17 protein-coding genes are annotated in these 20,715 nt (G+C 74.4%); 12 read left to right on the top strand and 5 right to left on the bottom strand.

Going from position 1 to position 20,715, the window contains the following annotated elements:
- Window positions 1–63: 63 nt before the first annotated feature.
- On the bottom strand, window positions 64–1,308 hold the full coding sequence (locus ACF08B_RS14020) for an FAD-binding protein (RefSeq protein ID WP_392317551.1): 1,245 nt from the start codon (window positions 1,306–1,308) through the stop codon (window positions 64–66).
- Window positions 1,309–1,416: 108 nt separating this feature from the next.
- On the opposite strand from ACF08B_RS14020, the gene ACF08B_RS14025 reads away from it, so the two are divergent.
- From ACF08B_RS14025 to ACF08B_RS14060, 8 genes are all read left to right on the top strand, one after another.
- Window positions 1,417–2,424 (top strand): hydroxyacid dehydrogenase, encoded by a 1,008-nt coding sequence (locus ACF08B_RS14025; RefSeq protein WP_392317552.1) that lies wholly within the window; start codon window positions 1,417–1,419, stop codon window positions 2,422–2,424.
- 105 nt (window positions 2,425–2,529) lie between these two features.
- Entirely contained in the window at window positions 2,530–3,204 is a 675-nt protein-coding gene (locus ACF08B_RS14030) for a pyridoxamine 5'-phosphate oxidase family protein (RefSeq protein ID WP_392317553.1), read from the top strand.
- Between the two features lie 58 nt (window positions 3,205–3,262).
- Window positions 3,263–4,594 carry a radical SAM protein gene (locus ACF08B_RS14035; RefSeq protein WP_392317554.1) on the top strand — a complete coding sequence of 444 codons (1,332 nt, stop codon included), beginning with the start codon at window positions 3,263–3,265 and terminating at the stop codon, window positions 4,592–4,594.
- A gap of 235 nt (window positions 4,595–4,829) precedes the next feature.
- Window positions 4,830–6,317, top strand: coding sequence for a cellulose binding domain-containing protein (locus ACF08B_RS14040; protein WP_392317555.1), 1,488 nt, complete (start codon window positions 4,830–4,832; stop codon window positions 6,315–6,317).
- Window positions 6,318–6,547: 230 nt separating this feature from the next.
- On the top strand, window positions 6,548–7,642 hold the full coding sequence (gene rsgA, locus ACF08B_RS14045) for a ribosome small subunit-dependent GTPase A (RefSeq protein WP_392317556.1): 1,095 nt from the start codon (window positions 6,548–6,550) through the stop codon (window positions 7,640–7,642).
- A 171-nt stretch (window positions 7,643–7,813) separates the two neighbouring features.
- Window positions 7,814–9,208 (top strand): DNA-3-methyladenine glycosylase 2 family protein, encoded by a 1,395-nt coding sequence (locus tag ACF08B_RS14050; protein WP_392317725.1) that lies wholly within the window; start codon window positions 7,814–7,816, stop codon window positions 9,206–9,208.
- Window positions 9,205–9,699, top strand: coding sequence for a methylated-DNA--[protein]-cysteine S-methyltransferase (locus ACF08B_RS14055; protein ID WP_392317557.1), 495 nt, complete (start codon window positions 9,205–9,207; stop codon window positions 9,697–9,699). The genes ACF08B_RS14050 and ACF08B_RS14055 overlap by 4 nt, the downstream gene beginning before the upstream one ends.
- A gap of 301 nt (window positions 9,700–10,000) precedes the next feature.
- A complete protein-coding gene (locus ACF08B_RS14060) occupies window positions 10,001–11,284 on the top strand; it encodes an SGNH/GDSL hydrolase family protein (RefSeq protein ID WP_392317558.1) in 1,284 nt (427 codons plus the stop codon).
- Here the strand turns inward: ACF08B_RS14060 and ACF08B_RS14065 are convergent.
- Complete coding sequence (locus ACF08B_RS14065; RefSeq protein WP_392317559.1) at window positions 11,265–11,747, bottom strand: DUF456 domain-containing protein; 483 nt, start codon at window positions 11,745–11,747, stop codon at window positions 11,265–11,267. The genes ACF08B_RS14060 and ACF08B_RS14065 overlap by 20 nt on opposite strands.
- A gap of 45 nt (window positions 11,748–11,792) precedes the next feature.
- The gene (locus ACF08B_RS14070) at window positions 11,793–12,776 is read right to left on the bottom strand and encodes a helix-turn-helix domain-containing protein (RefSeq protein WP_392317560.1); all 984 of its coding nucleotides are present in this window, start codon (window positions 12,774–12,776) and stop codon (window positions 11,793–11,795) included.
- 405 nt (window positions 12,777–13,181) lie between these two features.
- Here ACF08B_RS14070 and ACF08B_RS14075 point away from each other — a divergent pair, with 405 nt between their 5' ends.
- The 3 genes from ACF08B_RS14075 to ACF08B_RS14085 all read left to right on the top strand — a co-directional run bounded on the left by ACF08B_RS14075 (window position 13,182) and on the right by ACF08B_RS14085 (window position 17,421).
- Window positions 13,182–14,795, top strand: coding sequence for a protein phosphatase 2C domain-containing protein (locus ACF08B_RS14075; RefSeq protein WP_392317561.1), 1,614 nt, complete (start codon window positions 13,182–13,184; stop codon window positions 14,793–14,795).
- A gap of 74 nt (window positions 14,796–14,869) precedes the next feature.
- A complete protein-coding gene (locus tag ACF08B_RS14080) occupies window positions 14,870–16,612 on the top strand; it encodes a pyruvate dehydrogenase (protein WP_392317562.1) in 1,743 nt (580 codons plus the stop codon).
- A gap of 365 nt (window positions 16,613–16,977) precedes the next feature.
- Window positions 16,978–17,421 (top strand): ATP-binding protein, encoded by a 444-nt coding sequence (locus ACF08B_RS14085; RefSeq protein ID WP_392317563.1) that lies wholly within the window; start codon window positions 16,978–16,980, stop codon window positions 17,419–17,421.
- A gap of 116 nt (window positions 17,422–17,537) precedes the next feature.
- On the opposite strand, the gene ACF08B_RS14090 is transcribed toward ACF08B_RS14085, so the two are convergent.
- Entirely contained in the window at window positions 17,538–18,578 is a 1,041-nt protein-coding gene (locus tag ACF08B_RS14090) for a DUF2637 domain-containing protein (protein ID WP_093473748.1), read from the bottom strand.
- Between the two features lie 315 nt (window positions 18,579–18,893).
- Window positions 18,894–19,736, bottom strand: a complete 843-nt coding sequence (locus tag ACF08B_RS14095; protein WP_392317564.1) for a (2Fe-2S)-binding protein — start codon at window positions 19,734–19,736, stop codon at window positions 18,894–18,896.
- A gap of 168 nt (window positions 19,737–19,904) precedes the next feature.
- On the opposite strand from ACF08B_RS14095, the gene ACF08B_RS14100 reads away from it, so the two are divergent.
- Window positions 19,905–20,696, top strand: a complete 792-nt coding sequence (locus tag ACF08B_RS14100) for a GntR family transcriptional regulator (protein ID WP_392317565.1) — start codon at window positions 19,905–19,907, stop codon at window positions 20,694–20,696.
- Window positions 20,697–20,715 lie beyond the last annotated feature (19 nt).

The following is a 20,715-nucleotide window of genomic DNA, read 5'->3' on the forward strand; positions in this document are numbered from 1 at the left end:
AGGGGTTAGGAAAGGGGTTCGCAGAAGCAGGGGAAGGGTGGCGGGCCCGGGGTGGCGGCCGGATCACTCCGCGAGAAGGTCCCCCACGAACGCGTTGGTGAACTTGCCCGCGGGGTCCAGTGAGCGGGCGAGGGCGCGGAAGTCGGCGAGGCGGGGGTATCGCCGGCGGAGGTCGGCCGTCGGGATCTCGTACACCTTCCCCCAGTGCGGGCGCGGGTCGAAGGGGGCCAGCGCCTCCTCCAGGCGGCGCACCACCGGGAGGACCGCGGGGGCGTCGCGCACCCAGGTGAAGTGCAGTGCGACCGAGTCGCGGCCGTGGGCGGGGCTGAGCCACTGCGCGTCGGCGGCGACCGTCCGCACCTCGCAGATCCGCAGGACGGCGGCGACCGCCTCCCGGACCCCGGCGACCGCCTCCAGCGCGTCCACGGCCACCGGCCGCGGCAGCAGGTACTCCGACTGGATCTCCTCCCCGCTGCTCGGGGTGAACTCGGCCCGGAAGTGCGGCAGCCGATCGTGCCAGGGCCCCGGAATCCCCAGCTGCTCCGTGCAGTTGGCCGCAGGCATGCCCGGCACCGGATGCACCGGCCCGGCCGCCGGCGGCGCCCACGGGAAGTCCACCGCCGGCCGGTCGGTGCGCCGCTTGACCCACACCTGCCCGAAGGACGGTGCACGCCAGTCCGTGAACAGGCTGACGCTGTGCCCGGCGGCCGCGACCGCCGCGAAGTCCAGCCTGCGCAGCGGGAGTCCGGTGTAGACGTGCTGCGAGACGTCGTACGCGGGTTCCAGGTCGAGCGTGAGCGCGGTGACGACGCCGAGCGCGCCGAGCGCGGTCACGGCACCGTCGAACCGCGTGTCGCCGCGAGTGATCGTCACCGGCGACCCGTCCGCCACGACCAGCTCCACCTCTCGGACGGCCGAGGCCAGCGGCGCGTTGCCGACGCCCGAACCGTGGGTGCCGGTCGCCACCGAACCCGCCACCGAGATGTGCGGCAGGGAGGCCATGTTGGGGAGCGCGAGGCCGTACGCGTGGACCGCGCGGGCCAGTTCGGCGTACCGGACCCCGCCGCCCACCCGGACCGTGCGCGCGGCCGCGTCGACCTCGATCACCGGGGGCAGGGCGGCGGTCGACAGCAGGACGCCGTGCGGGCCGGGGTCGGCGATCCCGTTGAAGGAGTGGCCGCTGCCCAGCACCCGCAGCTTCGCGCTCCCGGCGACCAGGGCCCGCAGTGCGTCCAGGGTGGGCGGACGCCGGTACGCCTCGGCGGTGTACGTGATGGTGCGGGCCCAATTGGTCACCGTGTCCGTCATCCCGACGTCCCTCCCGGAGAGTGCGTGTCCGTTGACCCTCTCATTCGCCGCCGCCTACGGTGGAGAGCGGTTGCCCCGCACGCGTCGTCGAGCCGGAGGGTCACGTCCTTGCCCGAGCGTCCGCAGGCCCTGCTCGCCATGACCGCGCAGAACGTGGAGCACGTCTTCCCGCCGGACCTCCTCGCCCGGCTGCGCGCCTGCGTGGACCTCGATCCCGCCCTGGTGGCCCAGGACTTCACCGAGCCGCGGGTGCGGGAAGCCCTTGCCTCCACCGAGGTCCTGATCACCGGCTGGGGCTGCCCGCTCCTGGACACCGCGGCCCTGGACGCCGCCCCCGGGCTGCGCGCGGTGCTGCACGCGGCCGGCTCGGTGAAGGGATTCACCACCCCGGAGGTGTGGCGACGCGGCATCGCCGTCTCCTCGGCCGCCGCGGCCAACGCCCTGCCCGTGGCCGAGTACACGCTCGCCGTGATCCTGCTCGCCGGCAAGGACGTGTTCGGCTCCCGCGACCGCCTGCGCGCCCGGCGCGCCTTCCCCTACGGCGGCATCCTCCCCGGCCTCGGCAACCACGGCCGCCGGGTGGGTGTCGTCGGGGCCTCCCGCATCGGCCGCCGCCTGATCGAGCTGCTCCGCCCCCACGACCTCACGGTCACGCTCGCCGACCCGTACGCCGGCGCGGCGCAGGCCGCGCGGCTCGGGGTACCGCTGCTGCCGCTGGACGAGTTGCTGCGCACCTCCGACACCGTCACCCTGCACGCCCCGCACACCCCCGAGACCCACCACCTCATCGGCGCCCGGGAACTCGCCCTGATGCCCGACGGATCGGTGCTGATCAACACCGCGCGCGGCGCACTCGTCGACCACGACGCGCTGATCCGGGAGCTGCGCGCCGGACGGCTCGGCGCCGTCCTGGACGTCACCGACCCCGAGCCGCTGCCCGCCGACTCCCCGCTGTTCGACCTGCCGGGCGCGTTCGTCACCCCGCACCTGGCGGGCTCCCAGGGCAACGAGGTGGCCCGGCTCGGCCGCACGGTGGTGGAGGAGGCCGAGCGGCTGTCGTCGGGCGCGGCCCTTCTGCACGCCGTCGACCCCGCGGTGCTGGACCGCACGGCCTGACGCACACGCGGGGCGAGGCTGCGGATTTCGTTGTCCGAGGACTTCCAGGCAGGCCTGTTCGTCATGTGTCTGGCTGTTCGGTCGCGATATCGGTAGCGTGCGGGGATGACTTCCGAACCGCTCCCCGGCGCGCTGCCCGTCACCGACCGCACCCGCCACCGCAGGCTGCGCGAGCAGGGCAGCCACGAGCGGGCGGATCTGGAGGCGATCCTCGACGCGGGGTTCGTCTGCCACCTGGGAGTGGTGGTCGACGGACGGCCGGTGGTGGTGCCCACCGTCTACGGGCGGGACGAACGGTGGCTGTACCTCCACGGCTCGGTGGCGAGCCGCAGCCTCGCCGCGGACACCCCGGTGTGCGTGACGGTCACGCACGTCGACGGACTCGTCCTCGCCCGGTCCGTCTTCGAGCACGGCGTGAACTACCGCAGCGCCATGATCCACGGCACCGCCCGCAGGGTGACCGACCCCGAGGAGAGACTGACGGGCCTGCGCCGGCTGACCGAGCACTCGGCACCGGGCCAGTGGTCGTACGCCCGCCGCCCCGACCGCAGGGAGCTGGCCGCCACCACCCTCCTCGCCATCTCCCTCCACGAGGCCTCCGTCAAGATCCGCACGGGTGCCCCCGACGACGGCGACGGCCCCGACGCCGCGCTCGGCCTGTGGGCCGGGGTCCTGCCGCTCACCAGCGCCTGGGGCGCTCCGGAACCCGACCCGGCGCTGCCGCCGGACACCGCCGTACCGGAACACATCGCGCGACGTGCGGGGACCCGGCACGGCTGACCGGGAGGCGGGGGCATACGGTGAGGGACGAACGCCTGAGCCGGGAGGAGACATACGGATGGGCAGCCGCACCGCGCTGGTCGAGGATCTGATGGAGCGCTTTCCCCACGTGCCACGGGAAGCCGTCTTCAAGGAGGACCTGCTCCGCGGCGGCGTCGCCTTCGACCCGTCCGCCCTCAGCGACAACGAGAGCGGCGAGGTCAAGCCGAAGTCGTACTTCATCTTCTCCTTCGACCACGGCACCCTGCCCGAACTGGGCGAGGCCGCGCTGCGCCGGCCCCCGGAGGAGATCATCCTCACCGGCGGGCCGTACGACCTGCGCCGAACGGTCGTCTCCGTACGGGTGAATCCCGCCTCGCCCTACCGGGTCGCCGCCGACGACGAGGGGCTCCTCGGGCTCTACCTCGACGGCAGGCGCATCGCCGACGTCGGGGTGCCGCCCATGCCGGAGTACTACCGGCACACGCTCTCCAACGGGAAGTCCGTGATGGAGGTCGCCCCCACCATCCAGTGGGGCTACCTGATCTACCTGACCGTCTTCCGGGTCTGCCAGTACTTCGGCGCCAAGGAGGAGTGCCAGTACTGCGACATCAACCACAACTGGCGCCAGCACAAGGCGGCCGGCCGGCCGTACACCGGCGTCAAGGACGTGGAGGAGGTCCTGGAGGCGCTGGAGATCATCGACCGGTACGACACCCAGAAGGCGTCCACCGCCTACACCCTGACCGGCGGCGCCATCACCAAGACGGTCTCCGGCCGCGACGAGGCCGACTTCTACGGCCACTACGCCAAGGCCATCGAGGAGCGCTTCCCGGGCCGCTGGATCGGCAAGGTCGTGGCGCAGGCGCTGCCGAAGCCGGACGTGCAGCGGTTCAAGGACTACGGCGTACAGATCTACCACCCCAACTTCGAGGTGTGGGACCGGCGGCTGTTCGAGCTGTACTGCCCGGGCAAGGAGCGGTACGTCGGCCGGGACGAGTGGCACAGGCGGATCCTCGACTCCGCGGACGTCTTCGGCGCGCGCAACGTCATCCCCAACTTCGTCGCGGGCGTGGAGATGGCGGAGCCGTTCGGCTTCACCACGGTGGACGAGGCGATCGCCTCCACCACCGAGGGGCTGCGCTTCTTCATGTCGCACGGCATCACCCCCCGCTTCACCACCTGGTGCCCGGAGCCCACGACGCCGCTCGGCAAGGCCAACCCGCAGGGTGCGCCGCTGGAGTACCACATCCGGCTGCTGGAGGCCTACCGGGCCACCATGGACGACTTCGGACTGTCCTCGCCCCCCGGCTACGGCCCGCCCGGACCCGGCCGCGCCGTGTTCTCCGTCAGCTCCTTCATGGACAGCCTGCCCGCCCGGGAACCGGCGGAGGAACCGGCGGAGGTGTGACGTCCGCGGCCGGCCCCGCGGCGGTGAACGCGAGGCCTCCGGTATCCGTACAGGAGGCCGGAGTCGCGGGACCGGCGCGGGGCGCGCCCAGGCCGCCACTGTCGGTGACCGGATGTGAACAGGCCGCTTGTCAGTTGTGTCGAGGACGTGAAAGGCTCAGTGCCCTGCCGCGAGGTACCGTGCAACTCCCTGTCGCCCTTGGTGAGTTGCCCTCGCACGTGGATGCAGGAGTCAGATGCCCGACCTGCCGACCCCCCAGGACGCCACCGAGGCCGCGCTGTTCTCGGAGGGCTGGGACGCGGTGCTGTCCTACGCGGACCTGTGCACCTCCGGGTCCCTGACGGCCCATCAACTGGCGAACGAGGCGTTCGCGCTTGGCATGCGCGAGGTCCGCGCCGCCGCGAGCACCCACGTGCGCGGCGCGGGCCGCCGCACCGGCCGGCTGCCGACGATACCGGCGCTGCTCACCGCCGTGCGCGACACCGCGGCCGGCTGGGAGGCCGGCGGCCAGGGGCACCGACTCGACCCCGACCTCAGGCTGTGGCTCAACTCCGGTAACGCCGCCCGCTTCTCCGGGCCCCCGCTGCAGCGCCCCGTGGCCCTGCGCGGCCTGCGGGACATGCAGGAGGACGACGCCTCCCTGCTGTGGCTGGCCGAGGTGGAGGCGCTGCCCCTGCCCACCGTGGCCCGCCGGATCGGCCTGGACCCGGCCACCGTCGCGGACGAACTCGACCAGGTCCGCACCCTGTTCCGGGACCGCTGCCGCCGCGCCCACCTGGACACCCCGCTGGACCCGGAGTGCCGCAGCTACGCCCGGCTGCTCGACGCGGTCACCCGCTCGGCCGCCGCCGACACCCCCGAGGACCTGTCCCGGCACCTCGCCACCTGTGTGCGCTGCGCTGAGGCCGCCGCCTGTCTGCGGCTGCACGGCGGCGGACTGCCCGCCGCGCTGGCCGGCGGGGTCGTCGGCTGGGGCGGCCTCGCCTACCTGGAACGCCGCCGCCGCGCCGCCGAGGTCCGCCTCGGTGCCCCCGCCGCCTCCGGTCCCGACGCCGGCGACCCGGCGGACGAGGCGGGCGCCGGCAGGGTGCTGCGACGCGGCCTGCTCGCGGCCGCCGTGCTGCTGTCCGCGCTGGCCCTCGGCGTGTCGCTGATGCCGTTCGGCGGGTCCGGCGACGAGACGGTCGCCGCCCACCAGAACCGCCCGCCCGTCGTCGGTCCCGACGTCCCCAGCACCGTCCCGCACACCACCCACGCCTCGCCCCGCAACGCCACGCCCACCGTCACGCCGTCCGCCACCACCACGAGCGCGACACCCGAGCGGAAGAAGCCCGACCCCGAACCCCGGGGCACCTCCTCCGCCACGCACCACCCCCGGCGCAGCACCGCCCCGGCCACCCCCGAGGCGGCCGCCTGCCGGGTCGCGTACGACGTGACGGACCAGTGGGCCGACGGCTTCCAGGCCACCGTCAGCGTCACCACCGACCGGGCCCTCACCGGCTGGCAGGTCGCCTGGAGCTTCCGCGACGGCCAGCAGGTGGGCCAGATGTGGGACGCCACCGGCCGGCAGGACGGCTCCCGCGTCACCGCCACCGCCGCCGACTACGACAAGGTGGTCGCCGCGCACGGCACCCTCTCCTTCGGCTTCATCGGGTCCCTGCGCAACGGCAACCGGGCGCCGTACGACTTCACCCTCGACGGGGCCCCCTGCACGGCCGGCTGAGCGCGCGCGAACAAATACGTTGACGCAAGAGCCCGCCCGCGGGCTACAGTTGCCCCGCACGCCGAGATGGTGTGCGGACGTACGAGTGGAATCGAGGAGGTGTCGACCGATGGCTGTCACTGTGCTGAGCGCTGCCCTCATCCAGGAACTCATCAAGTCCACCTCCGTGGCCACCGGCTGACACGACCGCGCCGAAGCGCCTGCCGGGCCACCCTTGTGAAGGGTCACCCTTGACTTCCACCTCTGCTCAGTCCACCGCTCTGACTCCCTACGGCTGGGACGACGCCTGGGCCGACGCGTTCACCCCCCACGCCGCCGAAGGGCTGCTGCCCGGCCGGGTCGTCCGAGTCGACCGCGGTCAGTGCGACGTCGTCACCGAGGACGGAGTCGTCCGCGCCGACACCGCCTTCGTCACCCCGCACGACCCGCTGCGGGTCGTGTGCACCGGCGACTGGGTCGCCGTCGAACCCGGCGGCCACCCCCGCTACGTGCGCGCGTACCTGCCGCGCCGCACCGCCTTCGTGCGCTCCACCTCCTCCAAGCGGTCCGAGGGGCAGATCCTCGCCGCGAACGTCGACCACGCGGTCATCGCGGTGTCCCTCGCCGTCGAACTCGACCTCGGCCGCGTCGAACGCTTCCTCGCCCTCGCCTGGGAGTCGGGCGCCCAGCCCGTGGTCGTCCTCACCAAGGCCGACCTCGTGCCGGACCCGGCCACCCTGGCCCACCTGGTCCAGGACGTCGAGACGAGCGCGCCCGGCGTGCCCGTCCTCACCGTCAGCGCCCTGTACGGCGACGGGCTCGACATCCTCGTCTCGCTCGTCGGCTCCGGCACGACCGTGCTGCTCGGGCAGTCCGGCGCGGGCAAGTCCACCCTGGCCAACGCCCTCGTCGGCGACGACGTCATGGACGTCCGGGCCGCGCGGGACGTCGACGGCAAGGGCCGCCACACCACCACCACCCGCAACCTGCTCGCGCTGCCCTCCGGCGGTGTGCTCATCGACACCCCCGGGCTGCGCGGCGTCGGCCTCTTCGACGCGGAGACCGGCGTCGGCCAGGTCTTCGCCGAGATCGAGGAACTCGCCGCGGACTGCCGCTTCCACGACTGCGCCCACGAGACCGAGCCGGGCTGCGCGGTCCGCTCCGCCGTCGAGGACGGCGCGCTCCCGGTCCGGCGGCTGGAGAGCTACCGCAAGCTCAAGCGGGAGAACCAGTGGATCGTGGCCAAGACCGACGCCCGGCTCCGGGCCGAGATCAAGAAGGACTGGAAGCGGAGGGGGGCCGAAGGCAAGGCGGCGATGGTGGCCAAGCGGGGCCGCCACGCGTAGCCGCCCACAGCCGGGGGCGGGGCCGGGAGCGACCGCCCCCGGCCCTGCCACCTCCCGGGGCCCCGTCGCCGTACGGCCGGGCCGCTGATCGGCGCGGCCGCGGCACGCCGCAGCTCCATGTCCGAATCCCGCTGGCCCGGCCCCGGCCCGCCGTTCCACACTGGAACCGTGATGGACGAGGACAGCAGGTACGAGGCGGTGCGCAGCCGGGACGGACGGTTCGACGGCGCGTTCTTCTTCGCCGTCGAGACGACCGGGATCTACTGCCGGCCGAGCTGTCCGGCGGTGACGCCCAAGCGGCACAACGTCCGCTTCTTCCCGACCGCCGCCGCGGCGCAGGGCTCCGGCTTCCGGGCCTGCCGCCGGTGCCGGCCGGACGCCGTGCCGGGCTCGGCGGAGTGGAACGTCCGCGCGGACGTCGTCGGCCGGGCCGTACGGCTGATCGCCGACGGCGTCGTGGACCGCGAGGGCGTCGCCGGACTCGCCGCACGCCTCGGCTACAGCGCCCGGCAGGTGCAGCGGCAGCTCACCGCCGAGCTGGGCGCCGGGCCCGTGGCGCTCGCCCGGGCCCAGCGGGCGCACTCCGCGCGGGTGCTCCTCCAGACCACCGACCTCCAGGTCACCGAGATCGCGTTCGCGTCCGGATTCGCCAGCGTGCGGCAGTTCAACGACACCGTCCGCGAGGTGTACGACGCGACACCGACCGAGGTGCGCGCCGCCGCACCCCGGGGCCGCGCGAACCGCCGGGCCACCCCCGGCGCCGGCATCCCGCTGCGGCTGGCGTACCGGGGCCCGTACCAGGCCGCCGCCGTCTTCGACCAGCTGGCACGCGAGGCCGTACCGGGCGTCGAGGAGGTGCCCGGCACCCCGGGCGGCCGTACCTACCGGCGCACCCTGCGCCTGCCGTACGGCACCGCGCTCGTCGCCGTCGCCGAGCGCACCGGGGCGCCGAGAACGACCGGCGGCACGCATCCGGGCGGCTGGCTGGAGGCACGGCTGCACCTGACCGACCCCAGGGACCTCGGCAGCGCGGTGCAGCGGCTGCGGCGCCTGTTCGACCTCGACGCCGATCCCTACGCCGTCGACGAGCGGCTCGGCGCCGACCCCCGGCTCGCCCCCCTCGTCGCCGCCCGGCCCGGGCTGCGCTCGCCCGGCGCCGCCGACCCGCTGGAACCCGCCGTACGCGCCCTCGCCGGTCCGGAGGGGGCCGAGCGGCTGGTGCTCCGGTACGGCAAGGCGCTCGACGCGCCCTGCGGCAGCCTCACCCACCTCTTCCCGGAGCCGGCCGCCCTCGCCGAGGCCGAGCCCCACGGCCCGCTGGGCGCGCTCGCCGCCGCCCTCGCGGACGGCACGGTGCGGCTGGACCCGGGCGCCGACCGGGACGACGCCCAGCGGGCGCTGCTCGCCCTGCCCGGCATGGACCCGGCCACCGTCGCCACCGTCCGCGTCCGGGCCCTGGGCGATCCGGACGTGGTCCCGCCCGGGACCGCCGTACCCGACGAGTGGCGGCCGTGGCGGTCGTACGCCGTCCAGCATCTGCGCGTGGCAGGAGAGCCGATCCGATGACGACCGTGTACCACACCCGGCTGGACGCCCCCGTCGGGCCGCTGCTGCTCACCGCCGACCCGGACGGCACGCTCACCTCGCTGTCCGTACCCGGGCAGAAGGGCGGCCGGACCGTCCAGGACGGCTGGCGGCACGACCCCGGACCGTTCCGCGCGGCCGCCGACCAGCTCGCCGCCTACTTCGCCGGGGAACTCAAGGAGTTCCGGCTGCCGTTGCGCGCGGAGGGCACCGAGTTCCGGCAGCGGGTGTGGGCCGCGCTGGACGAGGTGCCCTACGGAGCCACGGTGACCTACGGCGAGATCGCGGCCCGTATCGGCGCCCAGCGCATGGCCGTTCGCGCCGTCGGCGGGGCGATCGGCGCCAACCCCCTGCTGATCGTGCGCCCTTGCCACCGGGTCATCGGCGCGAACGGGGCGATGACCGGATACGCGGGCGGACTCGAGCGCAAGGTGTGGCTGCTGACCCTGGAAGGCGCGGTCACCGGCCGCTAGGGCCTGTCGTTCGGATCAGGCCGGCCTGGCTCATGGTGCCTTGTCGGCCGACCCGAGCGGGGATGATCCAAACGACAGGCCCTAGCCGCCCTCCGGGCCCCGGGCGTGGACCGGGCGCGGTCTCGCTCGGCCGCCGTCATGAGCGGATTCCGTGACCCGCACAGGGGCGGTGCGCCCCAGGGCCGCCGTCCTTGGCCGGGTTGAGCCGAGCGGGTGGACCGGCGCCGGTGATCCGGTGGCGCGGGCCCGGCGTGTGGGACGGTCGCCTCCGACGAGCCGACGGGGAAGGGCGGGCGCTCACATGGCCAAGGTCCGACGGGTCCTCACGGTCCTGCTGCTGACGGTGCTGCCGGGCACGGCGGCACCGGCGGTCGCCGGGTTGGCGACCCCGCCGTGGACCGGCAGTTGGGAGACCGCGCCCTCGGGCACCACGCCCGCGCTGCCCGGCGCCGCGGTCCGCAACGTCGTCCACCTCAGCGTCGGGGGCAGCGCGGTGCGCGTCCGGCTGAGCAACCGGCTCGGCACCGCGCCGCTCACCCTCGGCGCCCTCACCGTCGCCCTGCGGGGGACGTCCGGCGCGGACGCGGCACCCGGCACCATGCGCACCGCCACCTTCCGGGGCGCCACCGGCGTCACCGTCCCGGTGGGCCGCGACATCGTCTCCGACCCGGTACCGCTGACCGTCGCGCCCGGCGCCGACCTCCTCGTCACCGTGTACACCCCCGGGGACAGCGGACCCGCCACCCAGCACCGCACCGCCCTGCAGACCAGCTACGTCGCCAGGGCGGGCGCGGGCCGGGCCGCCGACGAGGCCGGCACCGCCTACACCAGGAAGATCAGCACCTGGTACTACGTCACCGGCGTCGACGTCCGAGGGCCCAGCCGGGGCAGTGTCGTCGCGTTCGGCGACTCGCTCACCGACGGCAACGGCTCCACTCCGAACGCCAATCACCGCTGGCCCGACCGGCTCGCCGAGCAACTGCGCCCGGAACGGCTCGGCGTGCTCAACGCCGGCATCGCGGGCAACCGCCTGCTGCGCGACGGCACCGGCCCCGGCGCCCTCGCCCGCCTCGACCCCGACGCCCTCGACCGGGCCGGGGTCCGCGCCCTGGTCGTGTTCGAAGGCATCAACGACATCAAGGGCACCCCCGAGGCGTTCGACGCCGTCGCGTACGCCGACGCCTACCGCACCCTCGTCGCCCGCGCCCACGCCCGCGGCATCCCCGTGGTCGGCGTCACCCTCACGCCGTACGGCGGCTACCCCGCCCACACCGCCGCCGGCGAGGCCGTACGGCAGCGGGTGAACGCCTTCATCCGCACCGGCGGCGTCTTCGACGCGGTCGCCGACGCGGACGCCGCCGTACGCGACCCGGCCGACCCCACCCGCATCCTGCCGGGCTACGACCCCGGCGACCACCTGCACTTCAACGACGCGGGCATGACGGCCGTCGCCGACACCGTCCGGCTGGCGCTCTCCGGGGGCCCGGCGGGACACCTCGTGCACTACTGGCCCGCACACTCCGGCCACCGCCCGCCGGCCCCGGCCCACCGCCCGGCCCGCCCGGTCACGCCCACACCACCGTGACCAGCCACCCGGCGGCCGTCAGCAGACACGCGAAAAGCTCCGCCAGCACGCTGGAACCACCCGCGCGCATCGTCGTGCGCAGGGCGGCCACGGCCTCGGCGCGGCCGCCCAGCCGCAGCCGCTCGTGCAGATAGATCCCGGCCAGGAAACCGGGCACCGCGCCCACCACCGGCAGCAGCACGAAACCGAGGAGCGCCCCGGCCCCGGCGTACACCCCCATCCGGGGCGTGGCGCCACTCTCCCGCAGCCGGCGGGGCGGCAGTGCCCAGCGCACCACGAGCGACAGCAGCAGCACCGCGGTGGCTCCCACCAGGACCGCCCAGGCCACCGGCCGGGGGTCCGTCAGCGCCCACCACAGCACCCCGGCCCACACCAGCCAGGACCCCGGCACCCCGGGCACCAGCACCCCGCACACGCCGAGCGCGATCACCACGCCGACCAGCACGAGCTCCCACACGCCCATCTGCCCAGAGTGCCGGACGGGCGAAGAAACCGCAGGTCAACCCGGTCAGGACGGCCTGCTCACCCAGCCCCGCTCGTAGGCGTGCCAGCCCAGCTGGAGCCGGGTCGTCACCCCGGCCAGCTCCATCAGCCGCTTCACCCGGCGCTGCACGGTCCGCAGGCCCAGATCGAGCTGTTTGGCCACACTCACGTCGGTCAGCCCGGCCAGCAGCAGCGACAGCACCTCCAGATCGGTGGCGTCCGGACCGTCCGGACGCTCCTCGGCCGCCCCGGACGCGCCGAGACGCAGGGGCAGCGCGTCCCGCCACACGGACTCGAACAGCCCGGCCAGCAGCTCCAGCAGCCCGCTGGCGTGCACCACCAGCGCGGCGGGTTCCGCCGTCCGCGAGGTCAGCGGCACCATCGCGAGCGACCGGTCGGCGATCACCAGCTTCGTCGGCACCCGGTCCACCACCCGCACCTGCTCGTCCCGGCCCAGCGCGGCCGTCAGCTCGGTCATCCCGTGCGGCAGCTCCAGCACCGCCCGCTCCATCACCACCCGGTAGCGCACCCCGCGTCCGGCGGCCTGTTCCTCCGCGTGGTTCTCCATGCCGGAGACGACCATCGGCTTGCCGGTGACCAGCGCGCACACCTCCTCGGTGGCGCCCAGCTGCAACTGCAGGAAGCGCTGGGCGACCGCCGGGGCGCCGGTCACCACCTCCACCAGGTCGTGCACCGCCGGCTCGGCCGCCGTCGCCCGGTACTCCTCCGCGAGGAGCGCCGTCGCCAGTTCCGCCTTCTCCAGCTCGTGCCGCTGCTGGATGAGCAGCGCGCCCAGGGCCACTCCGGGCGGGGCGGCCACCCAGCGCCCCGGGCGGGCCGAGGACCGGGCCGCGAGCCCCTGAAGCTCCAGCCGGCGCAGGGCCCGCTCGGTGTCCGGCTCGGCCAGCGTCAGGTGCCGGGCCAGGTCGGCCACCTCGGCCGCGCCCACGGACACCAGCGCCCGGTACGCCGCCTCGTGCGTCTCGTCCAGCCCTATCGCCGCCAGCATCGGCCTACGTCCCTCCCCGGTGAACGACCTGTGTGAACCAGCCCTGTGAACGAGCTGTGGAGGTGGTACGTCGTGGCGGAAACCGGCCACGGCGCAAACCCGCCGCAGCACATCATCGCCGTACCGGTGGGGACTCTGCCAAGGTGGCAGGACCGCGGGACGCGCGGCCGTACCCACGGCCCACCGCCGTCGCCGGGGAATCCGAGCCACGATCCGGCCGTCCGGGCCACCCAGGATGTCGCCGGGCGGTCCTCCCGTGGGGGGTGGGGCCGCCCGGCGGCCATCACCCCTTTCTCGTACGGCTGTTCGCCCGTTCACTCGACACGCCGTTCGAGGGGTACCGGGAGCCGCCGAATTTCCCGATGCCCCGTTTTCATCCGGCCCTCGCGGTGGACAATTGGGGGCATGAGCCAGCAGGGGGGAAGGCCCGCCCGTCGTGACGACGACTGGTGGCGACAGCTGTACGACGACTCCACCGAGGACACGGGCCCCTCGGCCGCGCCGGATTCCCTGGACGACCGGTTCGCCTCGGCCCGGAACACGGTGGCGGGACGTCCGGGAGGGCAGTCGGGAAGCGGTGCGGAACCGGGTGCCGAGGGCGGCGACGGTGACGACGACGGCGGCGGCACCGGGACGAGACGGCGCCAAGAGCCGTCGGTCCCCGGGCAGCGCGCCCCGCACGCTCCCCCCGGCGGACCGCCGGCCGACCGTCCGGCCCCCGCGGCACCCGCACCGCCCGCCGAGCCGCCGGAAACGGCACCGGTGACGCCCCCGGTACCCGCCGAGCCGCCGAGGACCGCCCCGGCCGGCCCGCGGGTACCGGCACCGCCCTCCCAGCCGCCGGCAGCGGCACCCGCGACACCCCCGGCACCGGCCGGGCCGCCGCCCGCACCCGTCCTCGCGAGCCCCGCACCCCTCGCCGAGCCGCCCGTGGCCTCCGCGCCACCCGGGACGCCCGCGCCCCCCGGCGAACCACCCGCGCCCCCCGGCGAGCCGCCGCGGGCCGCGCCCCGGACGCCCGCGCAGCCCCCGGACTCCGCCGCACCCGCCTCCGTCGACTACGTGGGCTCCGGACCCCCCACCTACGACCCCGAGCCCACCGCGCTGCCCACCGCGGAGCCGGACGAGCTCGGCGAACTCGTGCCGGACACCGTGCTCGACGGCGCCCGGTACGGGGCCTGCACCCTGCGGGCGGTGTCACTGCGCGGGGACTCCGCCCGGTACCGGGGCGAGCCCCGCCGGGACGCGCTGCTCACCGCCCGGTTCGGCAGCGGCGAACAGGCGCTGCTCCTCGTCGCGATGGCGACCGGTGCGCGGGCCACGCCCGGCGCGCACCTCGCGGCGGCCGAGGCCTGCCGGTGGATCGGGCGGGCCGTGGGCCGCAGCCACCAGCGGCTGGTCGAGGACCTCCGGGCGGCCCGGCGCGGCGACCTCAAGTCCGGACTGCACCGGCTGACCGACCGGAGCCTCGGCCGGCTCCGCGCGAGCGCCGCCGAACAGGGCGCCGACCCCGAGGAGTACACGGCGACCCTGCGCTGTCTGCTGCTGCCCGCCGACCCGGACTGCCGTACCCGCGTGTTCTTCGGCGTCGGCGAGGGCGGGCTGTTCCGGCTGCGGGACGGCGAATGGCAGGACATCGAACCCCGCGTGTCGCCGGCCGAGACCACCGGCGCCCCCGTCGTCGGCTTCGGCTCCCCGCCCGCCGAGACCCCCGAGGGCGACCGCCTCACCCTGGACTTCGGCATCCCGACCCCGCCCAGCCCCTACGAGCCGGCACCGCAGCCGCCCCGCGAACCGTTCCGCTTCCGCGCCTCGGTAGCCCGGCCGGGTGATGCGCTGGTGATGTGCACCGAGGGCCTGGCCGGGCCGCTGCGCGGCGAGGCCGCCCTCTGCGCCTACCTGGCCCGCCGCTGGTCCGGCCGCGCCGCGCCCGGCCTGGCGGCGTTCCTCGCCGACGCGCAGGTACGGGTGAAGGGCTACGCCGACGACCGTACGGCGGCCGCCGTGTGGGAGGCGTAACCGCTGCCCCTGTGAATTCATGGACCTGAGGACCGCGGAGGGATCCGTGACGACCGAAGGGGCAGACGAGAGCCATGGCCAAACAGAACGTCGCCGAGCAGTTCGTCGACATCCTCGTCCGCGCCGGGGTGCGGCGCCTGTACGGCGTCGTCGGCGACAGCCTCAACCCGGTCGTGGACGCCGTGCGCCGCAACTCCGCCATCGACTGGATCCATGTGCGCCACGAGGAGACCGCGGCCTTCGCGGCCGGCGCCGAGGCCCAGATCACCGGGAAGCTGGCGGCCTGTGCCGGCTCCTGCGGCCCGGGCAACCTGCACCTCATCAACGGCCTGTACGACGCGCACCGTTCCATGGCCCCGGTGCTCGCCCTCGCCTCGCAGATCCCGTCCAGCGAGATCGGTCTCGGCTACTTCCAGGAGACCCACCCGGACCGGCTCTTCCAGGAGTGCAGCCACTACAGCGAGTTGATCTCCAGCCCCCGGCAGATGCCCCGGCTGCTGCAGACCGCCATCCAGCACGCGGTCGGGCAGAGCGGGGTGAGCGTGGTCTCGCTGCCCGGTGACATCGCCGCCGAACCCGCACCGGAGAAGGCCGCGCAGAGCGCCCTCGTGACCTCCCGGCCCACCGTCCGGCCCGGTGACACCGAGATCGACCGGCTCGTGGAGATGATCGACGCGGCCCGCAAGGTCACTCTGTTCTGCGGCAGCGGCACGGCCGGCGCGCACGCCGAGGTCATGCGGTTCGCGGAGAGGATCAAGTCGCCGGTGGGGCACGCGCTGCGCGGCAAGGAGTTCATCCAGTACGACAACCCGTACGACGTGGGGATGAGCGGACTGCTCGGCTACGGCGCCGCGTACGAGGCGACCCACGAGTGCGATCTGCTGATCCTGCTCGGCACCGACTTCCCGTACAACGCCTTCCTGCCCGACGACGTCAGGATCGCCCAGGTCGACGTGCGGCCCGAGGTGCTCGGCCGCCGCTCCCGCCTCGACCTCGCCGTGTGGGGCGACGTCCGCGAGACGCTGCGCTGCCTGCTCCCGAGGGTGCGGGAGAAGACGGACCGGCGCTTCCTCGACCGGATGCTGCGCAAGCACGCCGACGCGCTGGAGGGCGTGGTCAAGGCGTACACGCGGAAGGTCGAGAAGCACGTCCCGATCCATCCCGAGTACGTGGCCGCCGTACTCGACGAAATCGCCGACGACCAGGCGGTCTTCACCGTCGACACCGGCATGTGCAATGTCTGGGCGGCCCGGTACATCTCGCCCAACGGCCGCCGCCGGATCATCGGTTCGTTCTCGCACGGGTCGATGGCCAACGCCCTGCCCATGGCGATCGGCGCGCAGTTCACCGACCGGAGCCGGCAGGTGATCTCGATGTCCGGCGACGGCGGGTTCTCCATGCTGATGGGCGACTTCCTGACGCTCGTGCAGTACGACCTGCCCGTGAAGGTCGTCCTGTTCAACAACTCCTCCCTCAGCATGGTGGAGCTGGAGATGCTGGTCGCCGGACTGCCCTCGTACGGCACCACCAACGTGAACCCCGACTTCGCCGCCGTCGCCCGGGCCTGCGGTGCCTACGGGGTGCGGGTGGAGAAACCGAAGCAGCTCGCGGGGGCGCTCAAGGACGCCCTCAAGCACAAGGGGCCGGCGCTGGTGGACGTCGTCACCGACCCCAACGCCCTGTCGATCCCGCCGAAGATCAGCGCCGAGATGGTCACGGGGTTCGCCCTGTCCGCTTCGAAGATGGTGCTCGACGGCGGGGTCGGCCGGATGGTCCAGCTGGCCCGCTCCAACCTGCGGAACGTGCCGCGCCCTTGACCCGGCGGGCCGGGACAGCGGAACCTCGGACTCCGGACCACCGCCGAAGGAGCGGATTTCGGCCAGTTTCACCGCCCGTGACGGTATGCCAACGGCCGGTGCCGAACGCAGCTGCACTGCCGTAACGGGGCGTCAGTGGCGGCCAGCGGTGGTCCGGGAGCGCTCGGCACCCCGGTCCGAGGCTTCCCGGACGGGGAGGGGCGGCGTCCGGCGGTGGCCGAACCGCCGGTCATCGGACATCCGCGATGACTGGCTGTGAGCCCACTGGGCAAGCATCCCCCCGTGAACGTGTTCGACCAGGAGGGGCAGGGACCGGCGGCGTGCGGGCGGGGGTCATGAAGAGGCAGGCGCGAGGGGGCGGTCCCGTGGTCATCGGGGCCTCCTCGGCGGACGCGGGGGAACAGACCGACACCATCACGGAACACGCGCACCGGCTCCGGCGCAGGCTGGGCCGGGCCGATCTCAGGGCGGTGCCCCGGGCACGCCGTGAGGTGCGCGAACTGCTGCGGCAGTGGGGAAAGCCGGGCCGCTCGGAGATCGCCGAGCTGCTCACCAGCGAACTGGTCACCAACGCGCTCGTCCACACCGACGACGACGCCGTCCTGATCGTGGTCGTGGACGCGGACGGACTGCGCGTGGAGGTACGGGACTTCGTTGCCCGCAGACCCGACCTGCGCGGCCCGGACGGGGACGAGGACACCAACGGCCGGGGCCTGGTGCTGGTGCAGTCCCTGGCGGACAGCTGGGGGGTACGGCCGCACGGGGTGGGCAAGTCGGTGTGGTTCGAACTCGGCGCCGAGGCGGCCTGAGGGACGGCGGGCGCGGCAGCGTGCGTGGGCACGCGTACGGGACGGGGGCGTGACCCGCGTGGTCACGCCCCCGTCCCGTACTGCTGTCACCACGGTCCGTACCGCGGGGCCGGCCGTCAGCCGAACTGCTGCTCCAGGTCCTTCAGCTTGCGCTCCAGGGAGTCCAGGCGCGGCAGCGCCATGGTGTCGTCCTCCGCGGTGAGGTCGACGGTCACCGGTTCAGAACCGCTGCGGACCGGCTGCAGGGAGGGCCGGGCGCGCACGGGCAGCTGCTCCGCCGTCGATATGGCAGGCTCCGCGGTCGCCTGGGCGGGCCCGCGCTCGACCGCCTGCACCTCCACCTCCCGGTTCGCCCGGCCGATCAGGCCGCGGTGTCCCCGGCTGATGGCCTTCAGCCGGGCGCGCTCCACGCGCTGCTGGTCGCGCCGCCGCTGGCGGGTCTCCTCCTTCTGCCGCTTGTCCTCGCGCACCTCCTCGACCGCTTCGTCGAGGCTGCGCACACCCTCCAGGAGCATCAGCGACCAGGCCCCGTAGGTCTCGCGCGGCGCCCGCACCCAGCGCACGATCCGGATCTGCGGCAGCGGACGCGGCACCAGGCCCTGCTCACGCAGCGCGGCCCGGCGGGTCTGCTTCAGCGCCCGGTCGAACAGGACGGCCGCCGACAGCGACATGCCGGAGAAGAACTGCGGCGCCCCGGCGTGCCCCACACCCCGGGGCGCGTGCACCCAGTTGAACCAGGCCGCCGCCGCGGCGAACATCCACACGAGTATCCGGGAGCCGAGGGCCGCGTCGCCGTGGCTGGCCTCCCGCACGGCGAGCACGGAGCAGAACATCGCCGCGCCGTCCAGGCCGAAGGGCACCAGGTACTGCCAGCCGTCGGTCAGCCCCAGGTTCTGTTCGCCGAAGCCGACGAGGCCGTGGAAGGACAGGGCGGCCGCGACCGCCGCACAGCAGAAGAGCAGCACGTAGGAGGCCGTGCCGTAGACGGCCTCCTTGCGCCTGCGTCGCTCCTCGCTGCGCTCCCACGAGTCGTCCGCACTCGCGTTCTCCCCGGAGGTGCGCTTCCCGCGCGCGAGCACCGCCACCGCCGCCAGCATGCCCAGGAGCAGCACGGCGCCCGGAAGCAGCCAGTTCAGCGATATGTCGGTCAGTCTCATCAGGGGTCCCTTGCATTGGGATAGGGCGTAACGCCCGCCATAGTGGCCCACTCCCGACGGCCCTCAGGGGGTTTCGGGGCAAGAGGCCGCCAATAAGGCGCAAGGGGATGCCCAAGGCGGCTGTCTGCTCGAACTGCCGTGTGACGGGCGGGAGTTGAGTTCGAATAAGACTACCCGTACGGGTGGTTCCGCGGAAAGTTCCCGCGACGGGTGAGGAAGGGGTGAAGCAGCCGCCCGGAGGGTCCTCCGGGGCGGGGTGGTCCGACGGCGGTGATCCTAATGGACCCGGGACCGTGCTCCGGACCTGATGGACACTCAAGCCGCAGCGGACAGAGCCAACTTGGCGATCCTGTCGGTGTCGCAGGTGCGCGGGCAGGTGGCGCAGGTGTCCTCCGGGCGCACGGTGTAGAACATGCAGCAGCTCGCCCGGTCACGGGTCGGCAGCGGCTCGCCGTCCGGGCCGGTCAGCACCCGGAACGCGGCGGAGCCGACGTATGGCCGGGTCGCGCCCGGCAGCAGCAGCTCCAGCTCCCGCACGGCCCGCCGCTCCTCGTCCTCGCCGAACAGGTGGGCGACGTACCACAGCCCCTCCACGACCTCGTCGGTCGCCATGCCCCACAGGGCCCGCCCGCGCCGCCGCATCCGCGGCCCGAAGGCGGCGAGCACCGGCTCCAGGTGCTCGGCGACGGCCGCCCGCACCTCGGCCCGCAGCGCCTCCTCGTCCGGTACGACGACGGCGCCGGGCAGGGCGGCGGCGGGGTCGTCCGGCAGGCAGGCGAAGGAGACGGGCCCGTGTATCGCCATGCGGCCGGCGGTGCGGTCGTACGAGACATGCGTCACGGGCAGCCGGGGGACCCGGCGCCGCAGGAACCAGGGGACGGTGATCAGCAGGCAGGCCGGCCAGGCGTAGCGGTGCAGGCCGAAACTCGCGACGACGTCCGGGCGGGCCCGGGTGCCGTAGTCCCGCAGCACCTGGTCCTCGTCCCAGGCGAGGAAGGCGTCCAGCTCCGCCCCGCCCGCCGCCAGCCCGGCAGCGGTGACCCAGCCGTCCCCCCGGGGCGCCGGTCCGGCCGGGTCCGGCTCCGTCACGGTCAGGCCGGGGAAGGCGGCGCCGAGACGGTCGTAGGCGGCGGTGAACGGCGAGGCCGCAGCGGGCATGGCGGGACCACCGATCTGTGATCGCGGGCGGGACTGGTGCAGGTAAGCCTTACCTTACCTGCTCGCACGGGAGTTTGAACTGGCCCCGGGTGCGCCTAAGGTGCTTGACGGACAAGTGACAAGCCGTCGTTAATGACCCCAAGTACCGACAAGCCGCCAGGAGGACCCGTGAAGCAGGGCGTGCAGGCCCCCGCCGGGGCGGGCATACCCCACAGCGGCGTGGCCCGGGTGCCGGCGCAGCAGCGCGCGGCGGACGCCCTCGACGGCTGTCGGGAGCGGGACACCGCCCTGCCCGGCGTCCGGGGCGAGCACACCCACGCCGAGCGGCCGGTCCCCGGGCAGCGGCCCGTGGTGCAGCGGTCCTCGGTGCGCGGGCAGATCCTGGACGCGCTGCGCACCGCACTGGTCGCGGGCGAGCTGAAGCCGGGCGAGGTCTACTCGGCGCCGGTGCTCGGGGACCGCTTCGGCGTCTCGGCCACCCCGGTCCGGGAGGCCATGCAGCAGCTCGCGCTGGAGGGTGCCGTCGAGGTCGTGCCCAACCGCGGCTTCCGGGTGGTCGAGCGCGGGGCGCGGGAGCTGGCCGAACTGGCGGAGGTGCGGGCGCTCATCGAGGTGCCGGTGATGCTGCGGCTGGCCCGCACGGTGCCGGCCGAGCGGTGGGCCGAGCTGCGTCCCCTCGCCGAGGAGACGGCACGCGCGGCCGCCTCCGGCTGTCCGGCGACGTACGCGGAGTCCGACCGCGCCTTCCACCGGGCCCTGCTCGCCCTGTCCGGCAACGGGCAGCTGGTGCGGATCGCGGAGGACCTGCACCGGCGTGCGCAGTGGCCGCCGGTACCGCTCGGGCGGGCCGGGCTGCTGGCCGACGCGGCGGAGCACACGGCCCTGCTGGACGCGCTGACCGTGCGCGACCTGGACATGGTGGCGGCGCTGGTGAACGAGCACTTCGCGGGCGCGGGCTGAGGGTTCCGGGTCCGCGCCG

Source organism: Streptomyces sp. NPDC015139 (assembly GCF_043079785.1).
Lineage (GTDB): Bacteria > Actinomycetota > Actinomycetes > Streptomycetales > Streptomycetaceae > Streptomyces > Streptomyces albidocamelliae.